Source organism: bacterium (assembly GCA_016716565.1).
GTDB lineage: Bacteria > Bacteroidota > Ignavibacteria > Ignavibacteriales > Ignavibacteriaceae > IGN2.
Map to the genome: position 1 here is coordinate 225,042 of JADJWC010000003.1, position 23,933 is coordinate 248,974.

Below are 23,933 nucleotides of genomic sequence, written 5' to 3' on the forward strand. Positions count from 1 at the left end.
GAATTTAAAAGGGTATAAAATAATTTTTTCTGATTAAGGATAAGTCTTATGCTTTTCCTTTGTCAAGAATGAGTTCTAAAAAATTATAAACTACAGCTAACCCGTGCCTCAAGCTGACTGCCAATTCGCAATCGGCATTTCAAATATTTTCGGGTTAATTGTTCCGTAAGAAGGTTTTTGGTAATAGTGTTCATTCTAATTAACTAACTTGTAAACTGTGCTTGGGAAAAAGATAAGCACAGTTTACAAAATCATTTGCAGTTGTGTTCTATACTGCATTGTCATTCTGGGCAGCAGCTTAGGCACAACGCCGTTAGTTGCTTCAATTTGTTTCCCAAAAATATTTCATCAATAAAACGAAAGGTGCTATAATGAAAACTTATTTGGTTCATATAAAAGATTCTCAGCCTATAAAAGTAAAAGCCGACTATATAGTTTCCGATAAAGATGGTGTCCATTTTTATTCTAAAGATGAATCTGGTCGCAATCAAGAAGTTGCCTTCTTTCCCTCTGATAAAATTATTGGGGTTACAGAAGAATCTTCTTTTGTTTCCAAATAAGTATAGCGTCCATCTGTTCCATAAACGCCTACTCCTGTTTTTTCCAACGTTAGGCTTTTTATGTTAGAAAGGTTTAGTAAAATATTTTTGATAAAACAAATTACTGTATTATCATATTGTGCAAATTTTATTTCTATCATTTTATTACTCCTTTTAGTTTATGTTTATTAAAATCGCAACTAACCCGTGCCTCAAGCTGACTGCTCTTTCGCATTCAGCAATTTTGGTTCTCATAAGTTGTTGCTCCGTTTTTAGTTTCTTGTTTAACATTGTTCTTTTTAATTAACTACTTGCCTTCGGTGCTACCAAGAAAAGTTAAGCACCTTCGGCTTAATCTTTGGCTTTAGTGCCTTTGTTCTGCAAACTTGTTCCTGGCAGCAGCTTAGGCACAACGCCGTTAGGCGGCAATGTCAGACGCTATCGCAACGTATTCGGAACGACGATTCGACGGTCGTCGCGAATTCACGCTGTTTGCAGACAAAGTGGCAATCTCTGGAACCACATCGCTGGGTCCGCGATTTGAAATGACGGTGCAACTGAATTCGCTCGTTCCGGTTGCTGATCGTCTCTGGGCTCGCTCTCGCGGATTCTGGCAAGGTATCGTCTTGGCGGTCGTGAGCGCAATTCTGGCTCTGGGCTTCACTGAAGTACTTCCTCAGTTCTGGATGGGACTTCTCTGGGTGGTCGCAGTCGGTGGAGTGTTACTTGCAGCCGTAACGTTTCGTCGCGTCGAGTGGGCTTCGTTCAATAACTCTGCGGGTACGCCAGTGTTAACCATCGCGAAGGTTGGACCAAAACGCGAGGAATTTGACCGGTTCGTTTCCGCTATCGTAGGTGCTATCCGGGCTGCCGGTCCCGGAAAGGGCGGTGGCGCCGGTGCCGCCTAACAAATGGCTGCAGCTGACAAGTCAACTCGTCACGCCCTTTGCATGCGCAAAGGGCGCGCCAAGTTGTCTTGCAGCTGAGCCTGGATGTTAGCTGTATCAAAAATGAAAAGAAAAGTTATTACAGAAATATTGTTCTTGATTATCTTTATATACTGTTCTAATGATATAATTTCTCAAATAAAACTATACACTACAATTGATAGTTCGTATCAATTCTACGTTAAATTATTGGTGCTGATAGGGATATAAACCAAATGAGAAATGAATTTGCGTGTGCTTACCCAATTTACGTAAATGTTCCACTTGATCCTTCATTTAGATTCAGTTATCCAAATCCATGTTCACCATCAATGCGAAATGAAACATTTATTTTTAATGTTCCTGAAATAACTGAAGTACAAATAATATTTACAGATTCAAACGACTCGATTTATTTCAATCCTAACTATGATAAATTAGATACTGGCTACTATTATTTCCAGATTAATCCCTGGTATATATCTAAAAGTTCAATTAGAAAAGATGCTCTTAGTGAATTTAAAGGGTATAAAATAATTTTTCTGATTAAGGATAAGTCTTATGCTTTTCCTTTGTCAAGAATGAGTTCTAAAAAATTATAAACTACAGCTAACCCGTGCCTCAAGCTGACTGCCAATTCGCAATCGGCATTTCAAATATTTTCGGGTTAATTGTTCCGTAAGAAGGTTTTTTGGTAATAGTGTTCATTCTAATTAACTAACTTGTAAACTGTGCTTGGGAAAAAGATAAGCACAGTTTACAAAATCATTTGCAGTTGTGTTCTATACTGCATTGTCATTCTGGGCAGCAGCTTAGGCACAACGCCGTTAGGTAGCTATTTTAAATGGAAAAAATTATAGTATTAATTATAATATCATTTTCCTTTTTGATTAGTTCTTGTTGCACTTTCTCTAATTTTCAACAACCTCAAGAGAAAGAAGTTTCTGTCAGATTGGACATAATAGATTCAGTTGTTACTACACAAGAACCTATTGCAAAATTGAAAGTTTATTTGATGAATAATTCAAAAACAACTATTTCAATCTTATCCAATTTTCATAGAGATTGGAATCCAATTGTTCTGTTCGAAGATAGTGTCAGATATGATCTTCAAATGTTTATAGACTTCGTAGTGCCTTCATGTAGTGATTATATAGAAATTGATCCATCAAAAGAAATTAGTTTTATTTTTGATTTTGATATATCTGATTACGCTAGTGAAAAAATGATGTTTCGTGGGAAGAATATTAATTATGGAAATTATAAAATAGAATTGGTATATGAAGACAAATTTTTAAAATGTTGTAATGCTATTTCTGGTTCAATTTATAGTAATAAAATTAATTTGGTTTATAACAAAAATTAAAAAGCTACCTAACCAGCAACTCAACAAAGACGGCTTCATTCAGGTCTTGGCATTTGCAGTTCGGGTTGGTTATGTAAGAAAAAGTTTTTAGTAAGTAAATAACCTGCCTACCGTATAATTCTTCAGCATTTCGGTAACACTGGAGTTATTTTTCAAATAATATTCTGGTGTTATTATGAACAAATCAACAATCAGTGCCATTACTGCAAAATGGTTAACCATTTTGCGCGATTATGAAAAAATCAAATCTGGTGATTTTTCTGTATTTAAGACAGTTAATCAACTTTGTGAAGTTCACCATATCCATCGTAAGGATATAAGGAAATATTACGAACGATGGATTAAATCTGGTAAAGATCAATCTGCTCTTCTTCCACATAAAAAGAGGCCCTAGACCTGGTAAGTATAAACTTCTCACCAAAGATGAAGAACGAATAATTATTAAAATTCGGCGCAGACTTGGTGCTAATGAATTTGAAATATTTCATTTATTAGAGAACAAATTTGATTTTCATCCTTCTGTTTCAACGATTTATAGAACTTTTAAGAGATATCCATTAAATGCTAAAAAGAAAACAAAAGATCAAACGTTATGTTAAAAAGTATCCTGGTGAACTTCTTCACGCAGATACTTATCATCTTGCTAAATCAATGATGCAAGATAGAAAAAGATACTATCTGTTCGGCATCATCGATGATTATAGCCGATTAGCTTATCTACAAGTGATTCCTGCAATAAATGCAGCTGAAGTTTCAAAAGCATTTTTTTACTCTGTCCGTTTCTTCTTAGCTCACGGCATCCGCCTTGAGCGGGTTATGACTGATAACGGTGTTGAGTTCACTGCTTTTACTTCTCAAAAAGCTAAAAGAACTCATTTCTTTGAAACTATGCTTAGTATCGTTGGTATTGATCATACATACACTCGGCCATATCATCCTCAATCCAATGGTAAGATTGAACGTTTTTGGCGGATCTTACATCAAGAATGTTTAATCCATTTGAACTTTGGTCAATCTTTAGATACTTTATCATCTGAAATTAGTAGTTACTTATTTCGTTATAATTATCAACGTCGTCATGGTTCTTTAAATTATTTAACTCCTTTAGACTGCCTGCGTCATGTTACCGAATTACTGAAGTAGTACACTACCGGCAGGCAGGCATTATCAGTTAAACAAAAAGTAAACATAAAAAACGGTGCAGCCGCTTGTTAGTTGCAACGCTGTTATACTTATTTCTTATTCCGAATCGCTTCCATTTCTTATTTCATTAATGATCCCAAGGACTTTATCGGGATAATCAGTTTCAATCCCATCAACACCAAAGTCAAACGATTCATTAATTGCTTCTGTACTGTTAACTCCCCAGGAAATTATTTTAAAGCTTTTTGATTGTGCGTCATTAACAAATGATTGTGAAAGGAAGAAGCGATGCGGCTGAAGATACTCCACATCAAGATCGTACACGCTGTCGAATGTAACACCGCGATCGATGATCATTCCGAGCCAGGGAATTCTCAATGCATAAACATAAAGCAGGGGAATATCCGGTTCTAAAATTCTCAATCTCTTAAGCACGTTAGGGTCAAACGATTTAAGGATTGTCTGCGATTCAATATTATTTTGATTCACTAGTTCTACGACTCGCTCCTCGATTCCTGGGTAAGTTTCGTTTCCTTCCTTCAATTCGATAATGATTAATGTACTGTCATCCAGCAGATCAATTACTTCCCGGAGAGAGGGTATTTTTTCATCACTGAATTTCTTATCGAACCACGAACCCGCATCAAGTTTTTGTAATTCTTCAAAAGAAAAATATTTTACATTTCCTTTTCCATTGGTCGTTCTCTCAACGTCAGTATCGTGCAGAACTACAAGTACGCTGTCTGATGTCTGCCTCAAATCAAGTTCAAGCGCATCTGCACCTAACTCCAAAGCTTTTTTAAATGCTGCGATTGTATTTTCCGGTGCATAAGCTGATGCACCTCTGTGAGCTACTATCAATGGCTGAGCTAATGCGCATTCACAGCCAAGGCAGCTAAATATTATCAGGCAGTATGTAAAAATCTTGTTCAATATTACTCTATAGTTTATTTGACAATTTATTATGTTTACATAAGTATTAAAAGGTGAATAAGTTTTTACACATTTCGGCTTAGTTACATAACCTTAAGAAATAAACTAACTAAAAAATTATGAAGCAATTTTCAGATATAGTTCATCGGGCTGTTCAGAAGATCTTACCGAAGCAGGAATATGTGGAAATTTCCGGAAGCATCATACCTTCACCAGATAAAAGGTGGTGCGGTCTGGAATTCAAAGACGATAACTTCTACTTAAAATCCGCCGAAGCAGAAGCCAGACGATTGATTGATCATTTTCAGTGCAGTAAGAAAAGCCGGGTGTTAGACGTAGGATGCGGCCAGGGCCGTTTACCCAATGGTATTCTCCGGGTAATTGGTGAGCTTGATTACACAGGAGTAGATGTCGATAAGAAATCCATTGATTGGTGTAAACGTTATATCGAACAGAATCACTTATCTTTTAAATTCAAGCATCTTGATCTTTACAATGAGCGATACAACATACAAGGAATTAGGATTGATGATAGTTTCCATTTTGATATTCCTGCAAAAAGCATTGATATAATTTATCTGTATTCGGTTTTTTCTCATACAACTGAAGAGGATATGCGCGTTTACTTAAAAGAATTCTTACGCATTCTTGATGAAGGAGGCAAAATATTTTTTACAGCTTTTGTTGAGGAGGATGTTCCGGATATTTCAATAAATCCAGAGAACTATCGCTTGAAGTGCTCTGGTCCGCTTCACATCGTACGATACAGAAAAGAATATTTATTCTCTATACTTGATGAAATCGGATACTCAATAATACAATTTACACACGGGACAGAAGCAGATGGTCAGAGTGCCATCTATTTGAAAAAGAAAAATAGTTGACAGGTAAATGCGCTGTAAATATATACGCAGTGCTTTATTAACACCGGTGAGCCTGGTGGTCATTTAAACATATTTATGCATTTGATCGAAAACGAAATACTCAGGGAAATAAAAAGCAGGCTGGAAAAAATCCAGTCTGAAAATGAAGTCAAAATTCTTTATGCCTGCGAATCGGGAAGCAGAGCGTGGGGTTTTCCTTCTAACGACAGTGATTATGATGTCCGTTTTATTTACATCAGGAAACCGGAGTTCTATCTTTCCATCGATGAAGGACGGGATGTAATCGAAAAACCAATTGTTGATGATATTGACTTAAGCGGCTGGGATTTGAAAAAAACGTTAAAGCTTTTCAGGAAATCAAATCCGCCTTTGCTTGAATGGTTTCAGTCACCAATCGTTTATATGAAGCAGTTCAGTATTTACGAAAAGATTAAATCACTTTTGCCGGTTTACTATTCACCGCTAGCCTGCATTCATCACTATACAAATATGGCAGAAGGAAATCTCCGCGATTATCTGAAACACGATAAAGTATGGCTGAAAAAATATTTTTATGTTCTGCGTCCTGTACTGGCTAGCATCTGGATTGAAAATAATCTCGGTCCTGTCCCGACGAAATTTGAAAAGCTGGCGGATGAAATTGTTAAAGAAGCGAAATTGAAAAAGGCAATTGATGAATTGATTGAGAAAAAAAGAAAAGGTGCGGAGTTGTCGTGGGGTGAAAGGATCCCGGAGATCAGTAATTTCATCGAGTATGAAGTTGAGAGATTGAGCAAGAAAAAATTCGACTTCCCGAAAACTGAATATGACACGGAAAAATTAAACCTGCTGTTCCGTTCGGCACTTGAAGAAGTTTGGTAATCACTACAATTACTCATTGGGGGTACAAATGGAAAAAAAATTTATTCTGCCAGCAGCAACATTTCTTGCCGGAGTAATCATCTGGTTGTATTTTTTCTTTTTCGGCGGAACAGATCAGCAAGTTGTATGGGTTGATTTGACATTTGGTATTGTTATCGGTGGGCTTATTGTAATCTCAGCTTTTGCATGCAGACGGGCAGAAGGACCGAAATCAGGTAGCATCTTTCGCAGCGGCATTCTTCTGATTATGGCATTGTTAACTTTTTGGAAGATCGGGATTTCGGCTGCCATTATTTTGCTTTCTGCTTTTGTAATTACTCTTTTGATAGCATTAAATACAAAACAAATAAAACCTTCCGCCAGTTAATATTGTTTGTAAAGGAAATAGTTAATTATTATTTCCTTCATATTGATAATTCCGGTATCTTCTTACTGTATGTTTAAAAACTTACAGGAAGATTTAGAAACAAATTAACAATGCTTCAACCTGCCAGCTAATTCTAATAAGCAGTTTTTAACTAAGCTAAGGTTAGATGCAAATTATTTATGTTAACAAAAGGAGGAGACTAATTGACTGCTTTCATTATAGGTGCAGCTTTGGCGGTCGTGTTAATTATATTTGGAAAACTTACGGGCTACGAAAAAGACAGAAGTTTCTTTCCTACGTTATTAATAATAATTGCATCCTACTATTTACTTTTTGCAACTTTAACTGATTCCATTCCAACTTTACTAATTGAAATTGCTGTAACTTTATTTTTTTCAGTATTAGCGGTATGGGGGAGCTTTCGGTTTCCAATATTAGTTGGTGCAGGTATAACTCTGCATGGATTATTTGATTTTACTTATGGTCATTTTTATATCAATACTGGTGTTCCCGTTTGGTGGCCCGCATTCTGTGCGGGAATAGATATACCTTTTGGTTTGTGGGTTATGTATTTCAGCTATAAAACTTTAAAGCAAGAAGTACCGTATGTCAGATAACATTATAGCAATAATTGTAATCTCACATTTGTTTCTTTTTGAGTCGATGTTTTTTGTTAAGAACGTAATGTTATCAAAAAAACTTAAAGCTACGGTCAGGGGCAAAAATAAAGAAGCAAGCATTTCAATAATATTATTTACCGTGACAATTGTAATTGCAATTACTTCTGTGCTTTCAGAATATCTAAATGAATTATTTATTCCGATTCCTTTCCTTGAAAATGATTATATAATATTTATCGGAATGTTTTTATTATCTCTTAATCTTGTAATCTCATTTCTTGCTTTAGTACAGATGCGTGATTCATGGCGTGTCGGTATTAAAGAAGATGATAAAACAGATTTAATAAACAGCGGAATATTTAAAGTAACGAGAAACCCATATTTTCTTTCATACATTATTTTGTTTCTTGCTTACATATTGTCAGTTGCAAATGTTCTGATAATAATCTCCTCCGTACTTTCATTTATCTCAATACATAAAATGATATTGAAAGAAGAGAAATATCTGGAAGCTTTACACGGTGTCAAGTATCTGGATTATAAAAATAATGTCCCACGATATTTATTAATCTAAATTCAATAGATGATCAATGAAAAAAATATTACTATTGTTTCTGTTTGCTATTAATTTATTCCCGCAGGAAAAACCATCCGTCTGCTTCACATTCGATGATGGAAACCCAAAAGATATCCTGCAGTATGATAACGACGTCTGGAATCAGGTGATTTTAGATCAATTAGAAAAAAGAGATTTACAGGCAGTGTTGTTTGTCTGCGGAAGAAATCTTGATAATGAACAAGGTGAAAAAATTATGCAAAGCTGGAACGATGCTGGACACATAATCGCTAACCACACTTACAGTCATCTCAACTATAATAATCCGAATAATGATTTTGAAAAATTCAGGGATGATATTCTCAGATGCGATTCGTTAATTAATGACTACAGTAACTTTCAGAAATATTTCAGATTCCCGATGCTCAAAGCTGGTGAAACAAGAGAAAAGAGAGATTCGATAAATATATTCCTTCAACAAGCAGGTTACAAAAACGGTTATGTTACAATTGATAACTCAGATTGGTTCATCAATTCACGGATGATAAAATTTATGGAGGAAAACCCTGATTCAAGTATTGAGAAATATAAAAAGTATTACATCGAGCATCTGATTGACAGAGCCAAATACTACGACGATATAGCTTTTAAATTACTTGGAAGAAGAGTCAAACACACTCTGCTTCTTCATCACAATTTGACATCAGCATTGTTTCTAAATGACTTGATGGATGCGTTTGAAAAGGAAGGATGGGAATTAATTGATGCTGATGATGCACTGACAGATCCGGTATTTGAGATGATTCCTGATATAGTCCCTGCGGGTGAAAGTATTATCTGGGGACTTGCGAGAGAATCAGGCAAGTTTGATGATGTGATAAGATATCCTGCAGAGGATAGTCCGTACGAAGAGGAAAGAATGAATAAATTAGGATTGTAAAGGATCTGAATACAGCAATGAATATTCTTAATGCGATTGGTAACACTTCATTAGTTCAGCTTCAAAAGGTAGTTCCATCGAATGGTGGAAAAATTTTTGCAAAGCTTGAATGGGAAAATCCAACAGGAAGTATGAAAGACCGCGCTGCACTGGCAATGATATCGCGTGCGGAGAAAAATGGAAGATTGAAACCCGGTTATACTGTTGTTGAGTATACAGGAGGAAGCACTGGAATTTCACTGGCATTGATTTGCACAGCTAAAGGATACAAGCTTCGAATTGTAACTTCTGATGCATTCAGCAATGACAAACTATTACAGATGAAAGCGTTTGGTGCAGAACTTACTATGATTCCGAGTGAGGGAGGACTGACAACAAAGAAATTAATTCTCGATATGATCGAAGCAGCTAAAGAAATCAGCAAAAATCCAAACACATATTGGACAAACCAGCTTTTTAACGAAGATTCAATCACGGGATATTATTCACTTGGTGAGGAAATCTGGAATCAGACAAACGGTAAAATTGATGCGTTTGTTCACTCTGTCGGAACAGCAGCATCATTGCGGGGTGTCGCAACTATTCTGAAAAGTAAAAAATCCTAAAATTAAAATTGTAGCGGTTGAGCCTGCAGAATCGCCTGTACTTTCGGGTGGTCAGCCCGGTCCGCATAAAATTGAAGGTGTCGGTATCGGTTACACACCTCCGCTTTGGGAACCAGATCTTGTCGATGAAATAATCTCAGTCAAAACTGAAGATGCGAAAGCAATGGCAAGGCGATTAGCAAGTGAAGAAGGATTTTTTGCAGGAACATCATCAGGTGCGAATGTTACTGCTTCAATTCAATTTGCAGAACGAACAGGTGCTGAAGTCAACATTGTAACACTGATGTGTGATTCCGGTTTGAAATATCTGAGCACGGACATTTATAGGAGTTAATAATTATGATCACACCAAAATCAATCCAGACAAAACGCCTGATATTAAGATGCTGGGAGAGTGATGACGCAGAAATTCTTTCACCCGTCCTGCAATCAAACTTTGAACATCTTAAAGAATGGATACCCGAAAGGATATCAAAACCTGCTTCACTTGCTAAATTAGAGTTACGACTATCAGGTTTTAAATCCGATTTTAATGCGGGTAAAGAATGGCGGTTTGCAATATTCACTTCAGATGAAATGACTTTGCTCGGTGAAGTCAGCTTGTTTCCAAGGAATAAGGATGGTCGTGTGAATTTTGAATCCGCAGACCGTGTCGAGATTGGTTATTGGCTTAGATCAGATGTAACCGGAAAAGGCTATGCAACTGAGGCTGCAGAAGCTATGTTTAATTTATCAAAATCTCTTAAAGGTATTAAACTTGTTGAAATCCGATGTGACGCTGAAAATGTTCCAAGCGCGGCAGTACCAAAGAGGCTGGGATTCCATCTTGGCCAACCGGATGAGTTAAAACCGGGGAAAATGGTTTGGTACTACGATTTTTAAATAATTTTTTAAGCGGGTGAAAAAGCAAATAAGAAGTAGTAAGTGATGACGGGATATTTGTTTAAATAACTAATAATATTGAATTTATCTGAACAGCATTATAGTTTTCACCTAAATAGTTCATTTATTTAACGCATATCTAAATGATTAATCTTTACGAAGACATAAAGTCAAAAGATCATTATAACAAATTTGAAATCGGCGGGCTTCTTTTTGCAGAATACAAATGTCCGCTCGAAGAAAAGTTTGTCGGTATCTGGACTCATACAGATTATCTCGTTCACGTTGTTTCAGGAAAAAAGACCTGGCACACAACCGAGGGAAGTTTTACTGCGGAAGCAGGACAGTCATTATACTTCAAAAAAGGTGCAGCAATAGTAGAACAATTTTTTAATGAAGAATTTTGCCTGCTTTTGTTCTTTGTACCGGATGATTTTATCAGAAGTGTTGTTAAAGAATATGCTGCTGAGATGAAAGATCAATTTGATAAATCTGTGCCAAGCCAATCAACAGTTCGTGTAAATAATGATGCTGCGCTGAATGTCTTTTTCCAATCGATGATGACTTATTTTTCAGGGGTTGACCAGCCGTCTGAAGCTTTGTTAAAATTAAAACTGAAAGAACTAATTCTGAGCATACTTGTTAGCCGAAGTAATCCCGAATTATCAAATTACTTTCGAAAAGTAGCAGCGCAGGATTCACCAATGGTAAGCGAAATAATGGAATCAAACTTTCGTTATAATTTGTCACTAGAAAATTTTGCTGAGCTATGTCATAAAAGTCTGTCATCCTTCAAAAGGGAATTCCAGAAACAGTATAATGAAACACCTGGCAGGTGGCTTTTGAACAAAAGGCTTGAATACTCAGCAGTATTGTTGAGAAATAACCATATGAATATCTCTCAAATAGTATTTGAGAGTGGTTTTGAAGATCTCTCGCATTTCAGCAGAGCATTCAAGAGCAGGTTTGGATTGTCACCGACTCAATTCAGAAATCAACCAATTTCTCAACACTGAACCATAAAAACAAATTTTTGGACTTCTCAGCAAAGTAACCTTCTTTCATATCATTTAAATTTTCAGCGTCAATTTGAAAAATAATAAGGAGGTTATTTATGTCAGTTCAATCGAATAGTAGTTGGATTGAGCTTATTCATAAGCTTGGAAAGGATTTTGAATCAAGAGCAGAACTATCGGATACTAATGATTCGTTCGTTGCGGAAAATTACGCTGCGTTAAAAGAACACGGATTCTTTAAAGCAATAATTCCTGAAGAACTCGGAGGCATTGGTGTTACTCATTCGGAAATGTGTGATATACTTCGGGTTTTAGCTCAGTACTGCGGATCAACAGCATTAGCTCTTTCAATGCATCAGCATCTTCTTTCTGCAAATGTCTGGAAATACAGGCAAGGACAGGGAATGGAAGAAATGTTGAAAAAAGTTGCAGCTAATCAGCCGGTTCTTATAAGCACCGGAGCAAATGACTGGCTTGAATCAAGCGGTGAAATGGAAAAAACAAAAGATGGATTTCTCGTAACAGCAATAAAACATTTTGCGAGTCAATCAGCCGGAGGCGATATCTTAGTAACAAGTGCTGCATATGAAGATCCCGAACAAGGCTGGCAGGTCTTACATTTTTCAATTCCGATCAAATCACAAGGAATAACTGTTATGAATAACTGGCAGGCGATGGGAATGAGAGGAACAGGTTCACACAGCGTAAAGCTGGATAAAGTTTTCATTCCTGAGACAGCAATCTCTCTACGCAGACCACGAGGAGAATTTCATCCTGTATGGAATGTGATACTTACAGTTGCAATGCCGTTGATTATGTCTGTTTATCTTGGAATCGCTCAAAAGGCTGAACAGATCGCCATCAAGCAAGCGGCAAATCAAAAGAAAATCAGACCATATCTTCCTGATCTTATTGGTGAAATGCACAATGCACTTACAACTGCTGAGTTGAATGTGAAAGATATGATAAGGATCGCGAATGATTTTGACTTCAAACCAATTGATCAGAACGGTCAGAATATATTATCAAGAAAAACTAATGCAGCAAATGCCTCGATTAAAGTTGTCGAAAAAGCTATGGAGATTGTCGGTGGACAAGGATTTTATCGCAGCTTTGGACTTGAAAGACTTTTCAGAGATGTTCAGGCAGCAAAGTATCATCCGCTTCAGGAAAAGGACCAGCTTCGTTTTTCGGGTGAATATATTTTGAAAAATGCTTCTCAAAAATCACCTGTAATATTAGCTGCATAAAAACTTAATGTTCTCGCATATGTGAAAGCAAAGGGACACAGCGCGCAGTGTCCCTGTTAATTATTATTAACTTAATATTTATATCCAGCCTTCCGACTAAATGACAAAACTCTATTATGTTTTCGGCATTTATTACTTACTTTCAGTTAAGCATTGATATTGACTCGGTTTAATAGGGCAAATTTTAACGTTTGAATTAATTAACTCCAATTGTAATTTTCCCGTAAGCAGTTTTGTATTCAAATGAAATTGTTAATAGATCATTAAACTTTGTATAAAGCAATAGGAGTTAGTCATAATTATGAAGCTAATAATTTCGAACTTTCTCTGGCTTATGATTCTCGTTACAAGCTGTAATGTAACCGACAGTGGCGATAGCGATATAGCATTAAATCTTAAGATCTATCAACAAAATTTTTCAGTAGCCGATACACTTCTGGGAACTTTCAATGTAACAAATTACTCAATTCGAACTGTAAACTTCCGATTTTCATCAAGTTGCCAGTATGGTTTAATAATAAAAAGTGGAAACACTGTTTATCGTCAACTGCCTGAAGTATGTGCGGCTGTACTATCATCTTTAACTCTAAAAAGTGGAGAGTCAAAGCAATTTGAAATCAGACTACCATTAGTTGATCAGTATTACAAATATCTTCCACAGGGCAGTTATGAGATAGAAGCATTTTTACTTAATAATAATTCGTCATCTGTCAGAAAAAATTTTAGAATAAATTAATAATAAAAATTGAGGTGAATAATGAAATATATTTGGCTTCTATTTCTACCTATTGCCATGTTAATTCTTTCTGCCTGCTCCACAGAACCCGAATACAATTATATCGAATATAAAATTAAAGTGGATAGTTTAGTACATCCGAATTCTATTTTATTAGGCGATACATTACTAATTAAATTCTATGGCTTTGTTGGTCCGGATGGTTGTCACACAATTTCACGATTTGAAGAAATTAAAAAACCCGAAGAAGTCGAAATACAAGTTTGGGGTAAAAAGCCTGATTTTCCAACAGTATGTTCAGCAGTAATTGTTGAAATGAGAGGTACAATTCGTAAAGTTGTCCCCGAGCAACAAGGTTTGTTTTTGGTTAAGGTAAAACAACCCGATAATTCATATCTAATTGATTCAGTTTTTGTGCAATAAGTATATTGAACACATTTCTTATTTTGGATTGAATGCAAAGTTTTTTGGTCAATTATTTCTTTTTTAATCTTGTTTTCATTTTTCTTATCACATTACATTTTATAATATGAAAACATTAATTCTTTTGTTTTTGTTTTTCTCAAACATCCTGGCGCAGGATGACTCCATTACTAAGCTATTCCCCGGCAAATGGAAAATGATTTCTGATAACATAGAGTATTTTGAAGAATGGGAATTGCTAAATGAAAAAGAACTTGCTGGTGCTGGTTTTAGCACTGCAGAAGGAGACACAATATTAAGTGAAAGACTTTTTCTGAAAAAGTTTGATGATACCTGGACTTACGTAGCAATGCCTTCAAATCAAAACATTACTCTTTTTGCTCTAACTGATTTTTCAGTTAGAAAATTTATATTCCAAAATGATGAGCACGACTTCCCACAAAAAATTATCTATGAGTTTCTTGAGGACGGAAAGCTGACAGCGGCAATTGAGGGAATAGTTAGTGGTGAAGTTAAGCGGAGAGAATTTAATTATATGATTGTTGAGGATTGAATTAGAATGATAAAATATTTCAAAACTCAAAACGATTTCGGAAAATGGCTGGAGAAAAATCATAATAAATCTAACGAGATTTATGTTGGATTCTTCAAGGTTCACACTAAAAACAAAAGCGTTACATATTCTCAGGCTCTCGATGAGGCTTTATGCTTTGGCTGGATTGACGGCATCAGAAAAAGTATTGATGAAGAGCGATATCATATTCGTTTTACTCCGAGAAGAAAGGAAAGTAAGTGGAGCAATGTGAATATTAAGAGAGCTAAAGAATTAATAAAAGCGGGAAAGATGAAGCCTGCCGGATTGAAGGAATTTGAAAACCGGAAAAACTATAAAAGTGTGAAATATTCCTATGAAGAAAAGATTGAAAAACTTTCAACTGAATACGGGAAGAAATTTAAAGAGAATAAAGATGCCTTTGAATTTTTTCAAATCCAGGCGCCATACTATAAAAGAATAGTGAGTTTCTGGATTATGAGTGCAAAGAAAGAAGAGACACGTCAGCGAAGGCTTAATGTTTTAATTAATGACTGCGAAAAGAAACGAAGGATCGATTTGCTAAATCCTAAAGTGAAATCAAAATCCAGATGATAATACGAAATTTTACTAAAGATGATCTTGAGACAATTGTAAAAATTTACAATCATGCTGTTGATGAAAAATTCGCTACGGCAGATACTGAATATGTTACTGTCGAAAGCAGGAAAGATTGGTTTGCACAACATTCGGCAGATACATATCCGATTTATGTTGCAGAAGAGAATGGTGAGATTATCGGCTGGTGTTCACTGAGTCCGCACAGACCCGGAAGAAAAGCTCTGAGAACTGTTGCGGAAATCAGTTACTACATTCATAAAGATCACAGAAAGAAAGGTGTAGTAAGTTCATTAATTCGACACACAATTGAGTCAGCTGAATTACTTGGTTTTAAAAATCTAATTTCTATTCTGCTTGATCTTAACAAACCAAGCATTCAAATTCTTGAAAAATTCGGATTTGATAAATGGGGTCATCTACCGGATATCGCCGAGATTGATGGTACAATTTGCGGTCAATTTATTTATGGGAAAAAACTGGGAAATTAAATTTTCGGGATGAAGTAAAATAGTCGGAGACAAATGAAATGGAAATGAAAAATATTCCTTTTGGAATTACGAATTGGGAAGGAATTGAAAAAATAGAACATAAAGGTGAAACAGGAACTTCATTCTGGAGAACACAGAATTTTGACAATATAAGAGTTCGAATTGTTGAATATTCACCAGGATATTATGCAGACCACTGGTGCTCCAAAGGTCATATACTTCTCTGCCTGGAAGGTGAACTCAGTACGGAAACTAAAGATGGAAAAAAGCACACACTAAAATCCGGAATGAGTTACCAGGTAGCTGATAACGATTTGCCGCACCGGTCTTCAACAAAAACCGGTGTAAAATTATTTATAGTTGATTAATTATTTAAAGGAGGTTAGAATGAAATCAATTATTTATTTTATTCTTTGTCATGCAATAGTTGGAGTATCAATTTACGGCCAGAATGAAAACCAAACCAAAGCAAAGTATGATGTTTTCTCATTCGATAAAGAAGTAACTCTTCGCGGGACACCGGAAGTTATATTCGATGCGGTTACCGGCGACATCAGCGGCTGGTGGGATCATTCAATGTCGGAACATCCAAAAGAGTTTTTTATTGAGCCTGTTCCCGGCGGTGGTTTCTGGGAAATTTTTGATGATGAAGGCAACGGTGTTCTCCACGCAAGAATAATTTATGCTGACAGGGGAAAGCTGCTGCGTTTCGATGGGCCGCTTGGCTTATCGGGTCAGGCAATTCAGGTAGTAACAACTTATCAGTTCGAACCAGTTGGAACTGATTCAACTCTGTTTAAAGTCTCGGTGCACGCTGCAGGAGAAGTTGCTGACGGTATTCCTTCAATTGTTGAAAAGGTCTGGGAACATTTCATATTCGAGCAGCTTGAGCCGTATATTAAGTCCGGCAAACATTTAGAAAAATAGAAAGACGATTTATATTTAATTCAGTGAGTCTGCTTTGTGAAGAATCGTTCATTCAAAACCGAAAAATTAGCAATCAAGTGTCGATACACATAATGAAGATGTTTAAATATTTTTTAAAGGGATTCTTTTAAGCGATGATATGATAACGGTGATGACTGAAGTACCTTGACCATACAATCATAGCTTTTGCTCGTTAAATATTTTCATCATTCATTCTGAAGTAAATCAAATCAACCAATTGATCAAATACACTTTTTATTGAAGATTTTTTACCGGCTATCAAATAATCCAATCCGACTCTTGACTTGTAATTATTTTTTTAACAATCTTAATGCTAACTAATCAGCAAATATTAATTTTAATGGATAATTATAATTCAGCAACCATATATTGGTTTTGTCTTCACCACATTAATTGAATTATGCAACATGTAACAATTGAAGAATTAAAAAAAGTGTTCGCACTGAGTAACCTTCCTGTTCAACATCTGACATGGATTTTAGATCACTCAGAAGTTGTCGAATATGAAGATAATGAGATTATTGCAAAAACAGGGGACCCTGTGGAATGGATGTATTTTATTATTGAAGGCCGGGTAGATTTCTACATGAACGTAAACGATAAATTAGTGTTCTATCATTCTTTTACTAATGACAATGCTTCCGGTGGAGTTACAGGTTTATTACCATACTCAAGATTAAAAATATCTCCAGGTAATTCTATTGCTTCGGGCAGATTACGTGGAATAAGAATGCACAAAAAATATTTTCATCAACTTGAGCAGCTCAATCCGGATTTTATTCAGCAACTAATTGGCTACATGACGGAGCGTGCACGTTCGTTTGCTACAACACAGATGCAGCTTGAAAAAGTAAGTGCTCTTGGTAAACTTTCTGCAGGCATTGCACACGAACTGAATAATCCAGCTTCTGCAATTAACAGGATATCTTATGATTTAGCTAACAGATTATTCCTGAATATTGAGCTAACGGAAAAAATGATCAGACAGGGTATTAATGCTGATCACATAAAATATCTGCGGGATAAAATACAATTAAAAGAATGTGAACCGAAACAAAAATTAAGTGCAGTGCAAAGAATGAACAAAGAAGATGAATTAATGCATTGGCTTGAAGAAAAAGGTCTTCCGACAGATCAGGATGTTGTTGATACGTTTACAGATGCTGGCTTTACTGGTAAAGAACTTGAGGATCTTGCAAATAATCTCCCAAAGGAGGAACTACTGCAAATATTATTATGGATTGAAAATCTGCTTACATCTCAAAAAATTATTAATGACCTGGCTGAAGCTTCCACACGTATTTCAAATCTCGTTGGTGCAATTAAAAGTCACGTTCATATGGATAAAATAAATGAAATGCAGCCAACTGACATTCACAGGGATATTGAAAATACACTCACGCTTTTAGGATACAAGCTTCGGGATAAAAGTATTTCAGTTAAAAAAACTTTCTGTAACGATCTGGTTTTATTACCAGCATATGTGGGTGAGTTAAATCAGGTTTGGACAAACCTGATTGACAATGCAATTTATGCGATGGAAAAAAATGGTGAGCTAGTGATTGAGACGAATTGTGATAATAAAAATGTTAATGTAAAAATTATTGATAATGGTTCCGGTATTCCATCTGAAATCCAATCAAGAATATTTGATCCTTTTTTCACTACAAAAAAAGTTGGTGAGGGAACAGGTATCGGTCTTGACTTAGTTCAAAGAATCATAAAACGTCATAACGGTGAGATAAAAGTATTCTCAAAACCCGGCAGAACCGAGTTTGATGTTTGTATTCCAATTTCACAACAATAAGTTTATATCTAAATGAAATTACCATTTATAATTATAGTTGATGACGATGAGCAGGTTCTAAGGGCAATTCAGCGTGATGTTCGTAAAAAATATCAAAACGAATACAGAATTAGTGCATCTGATTCAGCAAAGGAAGCAATCGAGCTTATCAAAGAACTAAAGCTAAAGAATGAAACTGTAGCATTATTCATTTCGGATCAGCGTATGCCTGAAATTGATGGCGTAACATTTCTTGGAATGTCAAAGGAAATTTATCCGGAAGCAAAACTAGTATTACTAACAGCATATTCTGATATCGATGTTGCCATCAGTGCAATAAATAATTTGAAGCTAGATTATTATTTATTGAAACCTTGGAATCCCCCTGAAGAAAAACTATATCCGGTTGTGGACGATTTACTGGATGACTGGCAGGCACAATACAAACCTGATCACGAAGGCATCCGTATTGTTGGGTTTCAGTGGTCACCTAAGTCACATCGTCTCAAAGAATTTCTTTCCGGTAATTTAATTCCATATATCTGGATGGATGCCGAGAATGATTCGGAAGCCGAGAAGTATCTTATTAGCACGAACGTAAAGACAGACTCATTACCGCTAGTGATATTGAAAGATGGCAGCTGGATTGTCGATCCTACCTTACCAGAACTGGCACAAAAAATTGGACTTCAGCAGACAGCGACTCAGAAAATGTATGATGTACTAATCATCGGTGGGGGACCAGCGGGATTAGCTGCTTCAGTTTATGGTTCCTGTGAGGGATTGAAAACTATTCTGGTCGAGAAAAGTAATCCGGGTGGGCAGGCAAGCAGCAGTGCACGTATCGAAAACTATCTTGGATTTCCCAAAGGTTTATCAGGAGCTGAACTTACACGAAGAGCTATGGCTCAAACACTTCGATTCGGAACTGAAATCCTTACACCAAAGGCAGTAAAAAACATCCGTGTTCAGGACGGATACAAAATTACTGAAATGACTGATGGCACTGAGATTCACAGTAAATCTGTACTTATTGCAACCGGAGTAGAATACACAAAACTTGAAATTCCTGGATTAGAAAAATTTACGGGAGCAGGTGTGTATTATGGTTCGGCATCTGTGGAAGCACACGCATGTAAAGATGAGATCGTTTATATCGTTGGAGGCGGAAACTCAGCCTGCCAGGCAGCAATGCACATCTGTAAATTTGCAAAGGAAGTGAATATTGTTATCAGGCGTGATTCAATTACAAAGACGGCTGCAAACTATCTGATTGAAAACATAAACAAAACACCAAACATCAATGTTCACACGCGTACTGAAGTGGTTTCAGTTGATGGTGAAAACATTCTGCAAAAAATTACTCTCAAAGATATTGACACAGGTACAGAAAAAACTGTCCCTGCAAAAGCTCTGTTTATTTATATCGGTGCAAAACCTGGAACAATGTGGATGAACAATTTCATTTTGAAAGATCCAAAAGGATATATCATTACCGGTAACGAACTAATGGAGGAAAAATCATTTAATACGTTTTGGAAATTGGAAAGGAAACCATTTCTTCCTGAATCGAATGTTCCCGGGATTTTTGCATGTGGAGACGTGAGATCGACGGCTTTAACAGGAATATCATCTGCAGTAGGTGAGGGAGCAATGGCTATTCGGTTTATTCGTAAATATCTTGAATCGATGTAAATCAAAATTTATTTCAATTCAATTTTTCTACTGAGAACAAAAAAGAAATTAAATTAACAATTAAAAAACAGGAGGTTCAACAATGCAAAAATTCATGATTATATCTCCGCACACTCATGAGGAATGCAACACTGTAGTAAAGCAAACTCTGGCAATAGGTTATCTCACTCATTTCTGGTGGGGCTGTAAATCAGGTGACCATACAGGATATGCAATGATAGAAGCTAATAATGCGGATGAAGCACTTCTTTCAATTCCAACAATGATCCGCAAAAAAGGTAAAGCAATAGGTTTGGTTCAATTCGATCCGGAAAAAGTCAAGCATTGGTAGTTTGCTTATTGTACAAATAAGCATTAAAAGCTAAATTACTTTAGCAGTACCATCTTTTTTGTTTGAATAATTTCTTGTCCTGAATTTATTCCTGCATAGGAATCCTCTTGGACAGGGACTTGAATCCTTAATTGATAGAAGTAAACACCGCTTGGTAAGGACAAGCCCTGACTTGTCCCTACATTAAACTCGACCTCATAGTTTCCGGCAGATTTATATTCATCAACAAGAGTAGCCACTTCATTACCCAGCACATCGTAAATTTTTAACGAGACAAATCCGAAATCCGAGATCCGAAATTTTATGATCGTCGTCGGATTAAATGGATTTGGGTAATTCTGATTCAGAATAAAATTCTTGGGAGTGGATATTTCTTCAGGCACATTTACGGGATTATCAATAACATGTATGGCAAAATTCTCTCCAAAATTCCATTTATCAAATGCGCTTGGAATGCTATCGTAATTAACGCTGTTACCAACGGAATAAATAGTGTCAATTATAATACTATCCGGAGCGATATATAAAAAATTCCAGGATACTGTGTCATTTATAAATTGATTTGGGAAATTATGAGTAAGCTCGCCAAACAGAGGCTGAGTTAGCGTATCTGCTGAATCAAGTATGCCGCTGTAGCTTGCAATATTGAACCCGGCCGCTACTGCTGGTCCTCCTGTCATGAATATTTTATACTGTTGAGTAGAATTTCTGATAACGCTGTCGGGACCTTCAATCCATACTGTAACAGAATTGTCTGGTGAAAAGTTATGACAGATACAACCAATTCCGCCGTCTCTTAAAGTCATTCCAACGATACCGTGCAGGTAATCAATATTTGCATAACCGATGAAAGAAATAAAAGCTAATGCGAGTAAAAAATTAATTCTCATTGTTTATCTCCTGAATAAAAAAGTCCCGAAAACCGGGACTTCATAATAGCTAAAAAATAAAACTGCATCAATTGAAACTTTAACGTAGCAATAACATTTTCTTTGTTGATTTAAAGCTTGCACCATTTACCCCCGATGCTTCAAGAGTATAAATGTATGCTCCAGTAGTTAAGTTCTCGGCATTGAAATCAATATTGTGATTTCCAGCCTGGAAACTTCTCTCTGTAACTTTTGCAACTTCTTGTCCGAGCATGTTGAAAAGTTTTATTGTTACGTTTGCTTCAACCGGTAATGAAAATGAAATTGTAGTTGAAGGATTGAATGGATTCGGATGATTCTGATGAAGCACAAAGTTATTAGGCATCGGGCCTGCGACTTCAACAGAATTATAAGTTGTTGATGTTCCATCAAAATCAATTTGTTTTAATCGGTAATATTGAATGCCTGAACTTATGTCCGAAACTCTGAAAGAATATGATTTCATTTCCGTTGTTGTTCCGAATCCCGGCACAAATCCAATTTTGCTGAAATTTTGGTTATCGATGCTGTGCTCAATTTCAAATCCCTGGTTATTAAGTTCGGATGCAGTGGTCCATTTAAGAATGGCATCATTTCCGGATAATTCTGCTGTGAATGAAGCAAGTTCGACAGGTACAAAGAACTGCGATTCCAATTTATAGAATCCATTGCTCTGAGCTGCAAATTGGGTCATTGAATCAGCAACAACATACTGATAATTTGATCCGCCAATAGATATTTGTGTCCATGTTTGTCCGCCATTTTTGGTTCTCCAGGAAGTTCCGCAGGAGTAGCAACCAGCTATTACAACGTTTCCATCTGTAGGCTGAACGTGAACACCCCACATATTGTTTCCTGTAAATGTATTTTGTGCAATCCAGGTGTTTCCGTAATCAGTTGACTTCAAGAAACCACCGCCGCCGCCCCACTTAGTTGCCCACGCAATACCGGGATTCGTGAAGTCAATAGCTATCGTTGGAATTTCTCCGCTGGTAAAATACTTCTGCTGCCAGGTTAGTCCGTAATCCGTACTTCTGAAAATTCCTGTTCCATTATCACCAATTAAAATTATGCTTGTATCAGGAAATACTTCAATATCGCACGGGGCTGAATTTGAACCCGTGCTAGAGGAAAGTATAAACCAGTTAGTCCCAAAATCCGGTGATCTTAAAAAATTAACTCCATTCATTGTATAGATTGTGTCCGGATGAGATGGATCTTCTGTCATCGGAATTCCGAAATAGGAAAATGTAGCATTGTTAAGAGAGATTGTCCATGTCTGTCCGTCATCCGTTGTTTTCATAATCTTATCAGGAGAGGACTCAATTGCAACCAGGAATGTTCCAGGGTTATTATCATCAAGAAGAATTGATTTAATTTCAGAAGAACCAGGAATACTAGTACCAGTAACAAAAAAAGTTTCACCACGATCTGTGCTTTTATATATAGTAGATCCCGAGCCATAATAAACTATATCAGGGTTGAATTTATTATAATCTATTGGTCCGCCAAGACTGCCTCCTGATCTCTTTAAAACCCACTGGTAAGCTGGCTGAGCATTAATCACAGAAAAGAAAACAGAAAATAAAAAAATCGCGGTTACAAGGTATTTCATTATTACTCCGATTATTAAAAAATGGTTTGTCTAGAAAAGAATTGCCCGAAATTAAGCATTAGTTGATAAAAAACAAATATTTCTTAATAGCGAAAAATGTTATTGATAAAAACTAATTATACACTCACAACCGATGTTGAGGATATTTCTTTGAGTGTTTAAACAGTAAAAGTATATTTGGATTCAATCATATCATTATTAAGTATTAAGGAAAAAAGTTAAGCGATGAATTTAGATATTCTGGTATTTGCTGCTCATCCCGATGATGCTGAGTTATCGATGGGAGGTACAATTTCGAAATTTACTTCAAAGGGATTGAAAGTTGGTGTTGCTGATTTAACAAAAGCTGAACTTAGTACAAGAGGTAATGTGATAACACGTGCAAAAGAAACAGCTGCTGCTTCACAGGTGCTAAAACTTAAAATTCGCGAGAACATTGGAATCAAAGACGGTAATATTTCCATCTCTCAGGAAAATTTGAAGAAAGTTGTTACATCGATACGGAAGTACAAACCAAAAATAGTTTTTGCACCCTACTTCAATGATCGTCATCCTGATCACATTGATGCAAGTCATTTGATTAAAAGGGCTGTATTTAGTTCCGGTCTGGAAAAATTCAAAACAGTAGTTGCAGGTAAACCTCAGCTTCAATACAGACCAAAGAAAATCTTCTATTACATGCAGACATATCTTTTCCAGCCGACATTTATTGTAGATATATCAGAACATTTTGAACAGAAAATGAAATCAGTCAATGAGTTTAAAAGCCAATTTCATAATCCTTCTATCAAAAGAGATGATACATTTATCAGCAAACCTGAATTCCTCGACTATGTTAAAGCAAGAGCAGAGTTTTATGGATTTCAAATAAGAAAAAAATATGGCGAGCCGTTTTATTGTGAAGAGAATATCGAGTACGATTTTTCGGATTTGCTCTAATGAATATTTAATAATTGCATAAC

Annotated in this window: 29 protein-coding genes and 1 pseudogene; 26 read left to right on the forward strand and 4 right to left on the reverse strand. The window is 36.2% G+C overall.

Annotated elements, in window-relative coordinates:
• Nucleotides 1-487: 487 nt before the first annotated feature.
• On the reverse strand, nt 488-700 hold the full coding sequence (locus IPM14_13120; GenBank protein MBK9099036.1) for a hypothetical protein: 213 nt from the start codon (nt 698-700) through the stop codon (nt 488-490).
• 267 nt (nt 701-967) lie between these two features.
• On the opposite strand from IPM14_13120, the gene IPM14_13125 reads away from it, so the two are divergent.
• The 5 genes from IPM14_13125 to IPM14_13145 all read left to right on the forward strand — a co-directional run bounded on the left by IPM14_13125 (nt 968) and on the right by IPM14_13145 (nt 3,974).
• Nucleotides 968-1,447 (forward strand): hypothetical protein, encoded by a 480-nt coding sequence (locus IPM14_13125; protein ID MBK9099037.1) that lies wholly within the window; start codon nt 968-970, stop codon nt 1,445-1,447.
• A gap of 254 nt (nt 1,448-1,701) precedes the next feature.
• On the forward strand, nt 1,702-2,067 hold the full coding sequence (locus tag IPM14_13130) for a hypothetical protein (GenBank protein MBK9099038.1): 366 nt from the start codon (nt 1,702-1,704) through the stop codon (nt 2,065-2,067).
• Between the two features lie 242 nt (nt 2,068-2,309).
• Nucleotides 2,310-2,831: a hypothetical protein gene (locus IPM14_13135; GenBank protein ID MBK9099039.1), complete on the forward strand. Its 522-nt coding sequence runs from the start codon at nt 2,310-2,312 to the stop codon at nt 2,829-2,831.
• Nucleotides 2,832-3,006: 175 nt separating this feature from the next.
• The gene (locus tag IPM14_13140) at nt 3,007-3,225 is read left to right on the forward strand and encodes a hypothetical protein (GenBank protein MBK9099040.1); all 219 of its coding nucleotides are present in this window, start codon (nt 3,007-3,009) and stop codon (nt 3,223-3,225) included.
• 167 nt (nt 3,226-3,392) lie between these two features.
• The gene (locus IPM14_13145) at nt 3,393-3,974 is read left to right on the forward strand and encodes a transposase family protein (protein ID MBK9099041.1); all 582 of its coding nucleotides are present in this window, start codon (nt 3,393-3,395) and stop codon (nt 3,972-3,974) included.
• A 96-nt stretch (nt 3,975-4,070) separates the two neighbouring features.
• Here the strand turns inward: IPM14_13145 and IPM14_13150 are convergent, their stop codons facing one another.
• Entirely contained in the window at nt 4,071-4,907 is an 837-nt protein-coding gene (locus IPM14_13150; GenBank protein ID MBK9099042.1) for a glycerophosphodiester phosphodiesterase, read from the reverse strand.
• Nucleotides 4,908-5,026: 119 nt separating this feature from the next.
• Here IPM14_13150 and IPM14_13155 point away from each other — a divergent pair, with 119 nt between their 5' ends.
• The 20 genes and pseudogenes from IPM14_13155 (at nt 5,027) to IPM14_13250 (ending at nt 20,448) form a co-directional block, all read left to right on the forward strand.
• The gene (locus IPM14_13155; GenBank protein MBK9099043.1) at nt 5,027-5,791 is read left to right on the forward strand and encodes a class I SAM-dependent methyltransferase; all 765 of its coding nucleotides are present in this window, start codon (nt 5,027-5,029) and stop codon (nt 5,789-5,791) included.
• Nucleotides 5,792-5,866: 75 nt separating this feature from the next.
• Complete coding sequence (locus tag IPM14_13160; protein MBK9099044.1) at nt 5,867-6,652, forward strand: nucleotidyltransferase domain-containing protein; 786 nt, start codon at nt 5,867-5,869, stop codon at nt 6,650-6,652.
• Between the two features lie 28 nt (nt 6,653-6,680).
• A complete protein-coding gene (locus IPM14_13165; GenBank protein ID MBK9099045.1) occupies nt 6,681-7,019 on the forward strand; it encodes a hypothetical protein in 339 nt (112 codons plus the stop codon).
• A gap of 203 nt (nt 7,020-7,222) precedes the next feature.
• Nucleotides 7,223-7,636: a hypothetical protein gene (locus IPM14_13170; GenBank protein MBK9099046.1), complete on the forward strand. Its 414-nt coding sequence runs from the start codon at nt 7,223-7,225 to the stop codon at nt 7,634-7,636.
• The gene (locus IPM14_13175; protein ID MBK9099047.1) at nt 7,626-8,213 is read left to right on the forward strand and encodes an isoprenylcysteine carboxylmethyltransferase family protein; all 588 of its coding nucleotides are present in this window, start codon (nt 7,626-7,628) and stop codon (nt 8,211-8,213) included. The genes IPM14_13170 and IPM14_13175 overlap by 11 nt, the downstream gene beginning before the upstream one ends.
• Nucleotides 8,214-8,229: 16 nt before the next feature.
• Nucleotides 8,230-9,135: a polysaccharide deacetylase family protein gene (locus tag IPM14_13180; protein MBK9099048.1), complete on the forward strand. Its 906-nt coding sequence runs from the start codon at nt 8,230-8,232 to the stop codon at nt 9,133-9,135.
• Nucleotides 9,136-9,152: 17 nt separating this feature from the next.
• A pseudogene (locus tag IPM14_13185) lies at nt 9,153-10,074 on the forward strand (cysteine synthase family protein).
• Between the two features lie 5 nt (nt 10,075-10,079).
• The gene (locus IPM14_13190; protein ID MBK9099049.1) at nt 10,080-10,622 is read left to right on the forward strand and encodes a GNAT family N-acetyltransferase; all 543 of its coding nucleotides are present in this window, start codon (nt 10,080-10,082) and stop codon (nt 10,620-10,622) included.
• 143 nt (nt 10,623-10,765) lie between these two features.
• Nucleotides 10,766-11,638, forward strand: coding sequence for a helix-turn-helix transcriptional regulator (locus tag IPM14_13195; protein MBK9099050.1), 873 nt, complete (start codon nt 10,766-10,768; stop codon nt 11,636-11,638).
• 98 nt (nt 11,639-11,736) lie between these two features.
• On the forward strand, nt 11,737-12,888 hold the full coding sequence (locus IPM14_13200; GenBank protein ID MBK9099051.1) for an acyl-CoA/acyl-ACP dehydrogenase: 1,152 nt from the start codon (nt 11,737-11,739) through the stop codon (nt 12,886-12,888).
• A gap of 301 nt (nt 12,889-13,189) precedes the next feature.
• Nucleotides 13,190-13,624 carry a hypothetical protein gene (locus IPM14_13205; GenBank protein MBK9099052.1) on the forward strand — a complete coding sequence of 145 codons (435 nt, stop codon included), beginning with the start codon at nt 13,190-13,192 and terminating at the stop codon, nt 13,622-13,624.
• Nucleotides 13,625-13,645: 21 nt separating this feature from the next.
• On the forward strand, nt 13,646-14,047 hold the full coding sequence (locus IPM14_13210; protein MBK9099053.1) for a hypothetical protein: 402 nt from the start codon (nt 13,646-13,648) through the stop codon (nt 14,045-14,047).
• Nucleotides 14,048-14,153: 106 nt separating this feature from the next.
• Nucleotides 14,154-14,600, forward strand: a complete 447-nt coding sequence (locus IPM14_13215) for a hypothetical protein (GenBank protein ID MBK9099054.1) — start codon at nt 14,154-14,156, stop codon at nt 14,598-14,600.
• A 6-nt stretch (nt 14,601-14,606) separates the two neighbouring features.
• Nucleotides 14,607-15,194: a YdeI/OmpD-associated family protein gene (locus tag IPM14_13220; protein ID MBK9099055.1), complete on the forward strand. Its 588-nt coding sequence runs from the start codon at nt 14,607-14,609 to the stop codon at nt 15,192-15,194.
• Nucleotides 15,191-15,688, forward strand: coding sequence for an N-acetyltransferase (locus IPM14_13225; protein MBK9099056.1), 498 nt, complete (start codon nt 15,191-15,193; stop codon nt 15,686-15,688). The genes IPM14_13220 and IPM14_13225 overlap by 4 nt, the downstream gene beginning before the upstream one ends.
• Nucleotides 15,689-15,726: 38 nt before the next feature.
• The gene (locus IPM14_13230) at nt 15,727-16,056 is read left to right on the forward strand and encodes a DHCW motif cupin fold protein (GenBank protein MBK9099057.1); all 330 of its coding nucleotides are present in this window, start codon (nt 15,727-15,729) and stop codon (nt 16,054-16,056) included.
• A gap of 19 nt (nt 16,057-16,075) precedes the next feature.
• Complete coding sequence (locus tag IPM14_13235; protein MBK9099058.1) at nt 16,076-16,615, forward strand: SRPBCC domain-containing protein; 540 nt, start codon at nt 16,076-16,078, stop codon at nt 16,613-16,615.
• A gap of 421 nt (nt 16,616-17,036) precedes the next feature.
• On the forward strand, nt 17,037-18,443 hold the full coding sequence (locus tag IPM14_13240) for a GHKL domain-containing protein (protein MBK9099059.1): 1,407 nt from the start codon (nt 17,037-17,039) through the stop codon (nt 18,441-18,443).
• A gap of 12 nt (nt 18,444-18,455) precedes the next feature.
• Complete coding sequence (locus IPM14_13245; GenBank protein ID MBK9099060.1) at nt 18,456-20,117, forward strand: FAD-dependent oxidoreductase; 1,662 nt, start codon at nt 18,456-18,458, stop codon at nt 20,115-20,117.
• 82 nt (nt 20,118-20,199) lie between these two features.
• On the forward strand, nt 20,200-20,448 hold the full coding sequence (locus IPM14_13250) for a hypothetical protein (GenBank protein MBK9099061.1): 249 nt from the start codon (nt 20,200-20,202) through the stop codon (nt 20,446-20,448).
• A gap of 35 nt (nt 20,449-20,483) precedes the next feature.
• Here IPM14_13250 and IPM14_13255 read toward each other — a convergent pair whose 3' ends face one another.
• Nucleotides 20,484-21,128, reverse strand: coding sequence for a T9SS type A sorting domain-containing protein (locus IPM14_13255; GenBank protein ID MBK9099062.1), 645 nt, complete (start codon nt 21,126-21,128; stop codon nt 20,484-20,486).
• 289 nt (nt 21,129-21,417) lie between these two features.
• Nucleotides 21,418-22,971: a T9SS type A sorting domain-containing protein gene (locus tag IPM14_13260; protein MBK9099063.1), complete on the reverse strand. Its 1,554-nt coding sequence runs from the start codon at nt 22,969-22,971 to the stop codon at nt 21,418-21,420.
• A 225-nt stretch (nt 22,972-23,196) separates the two neighbouring features.
• On the opposite strand from IPM14_13260, the gene bshB1 reads away from it, so the two are divergent.
• On the forward strand, nt 23,197-23,910 hold the full coding sequence (gene bshB1 / locus IPM14_13265) for a bacillithiol biosynthesis deacetylase BshB1 (protein ID MBK9099064.1): 714 nt from the start codon (nt 23,197-23,199) through the stop codon (nt 23,908-23,910).
• Nucleotides 23,911-23,933: the final 23 nt, after the last annotated feature.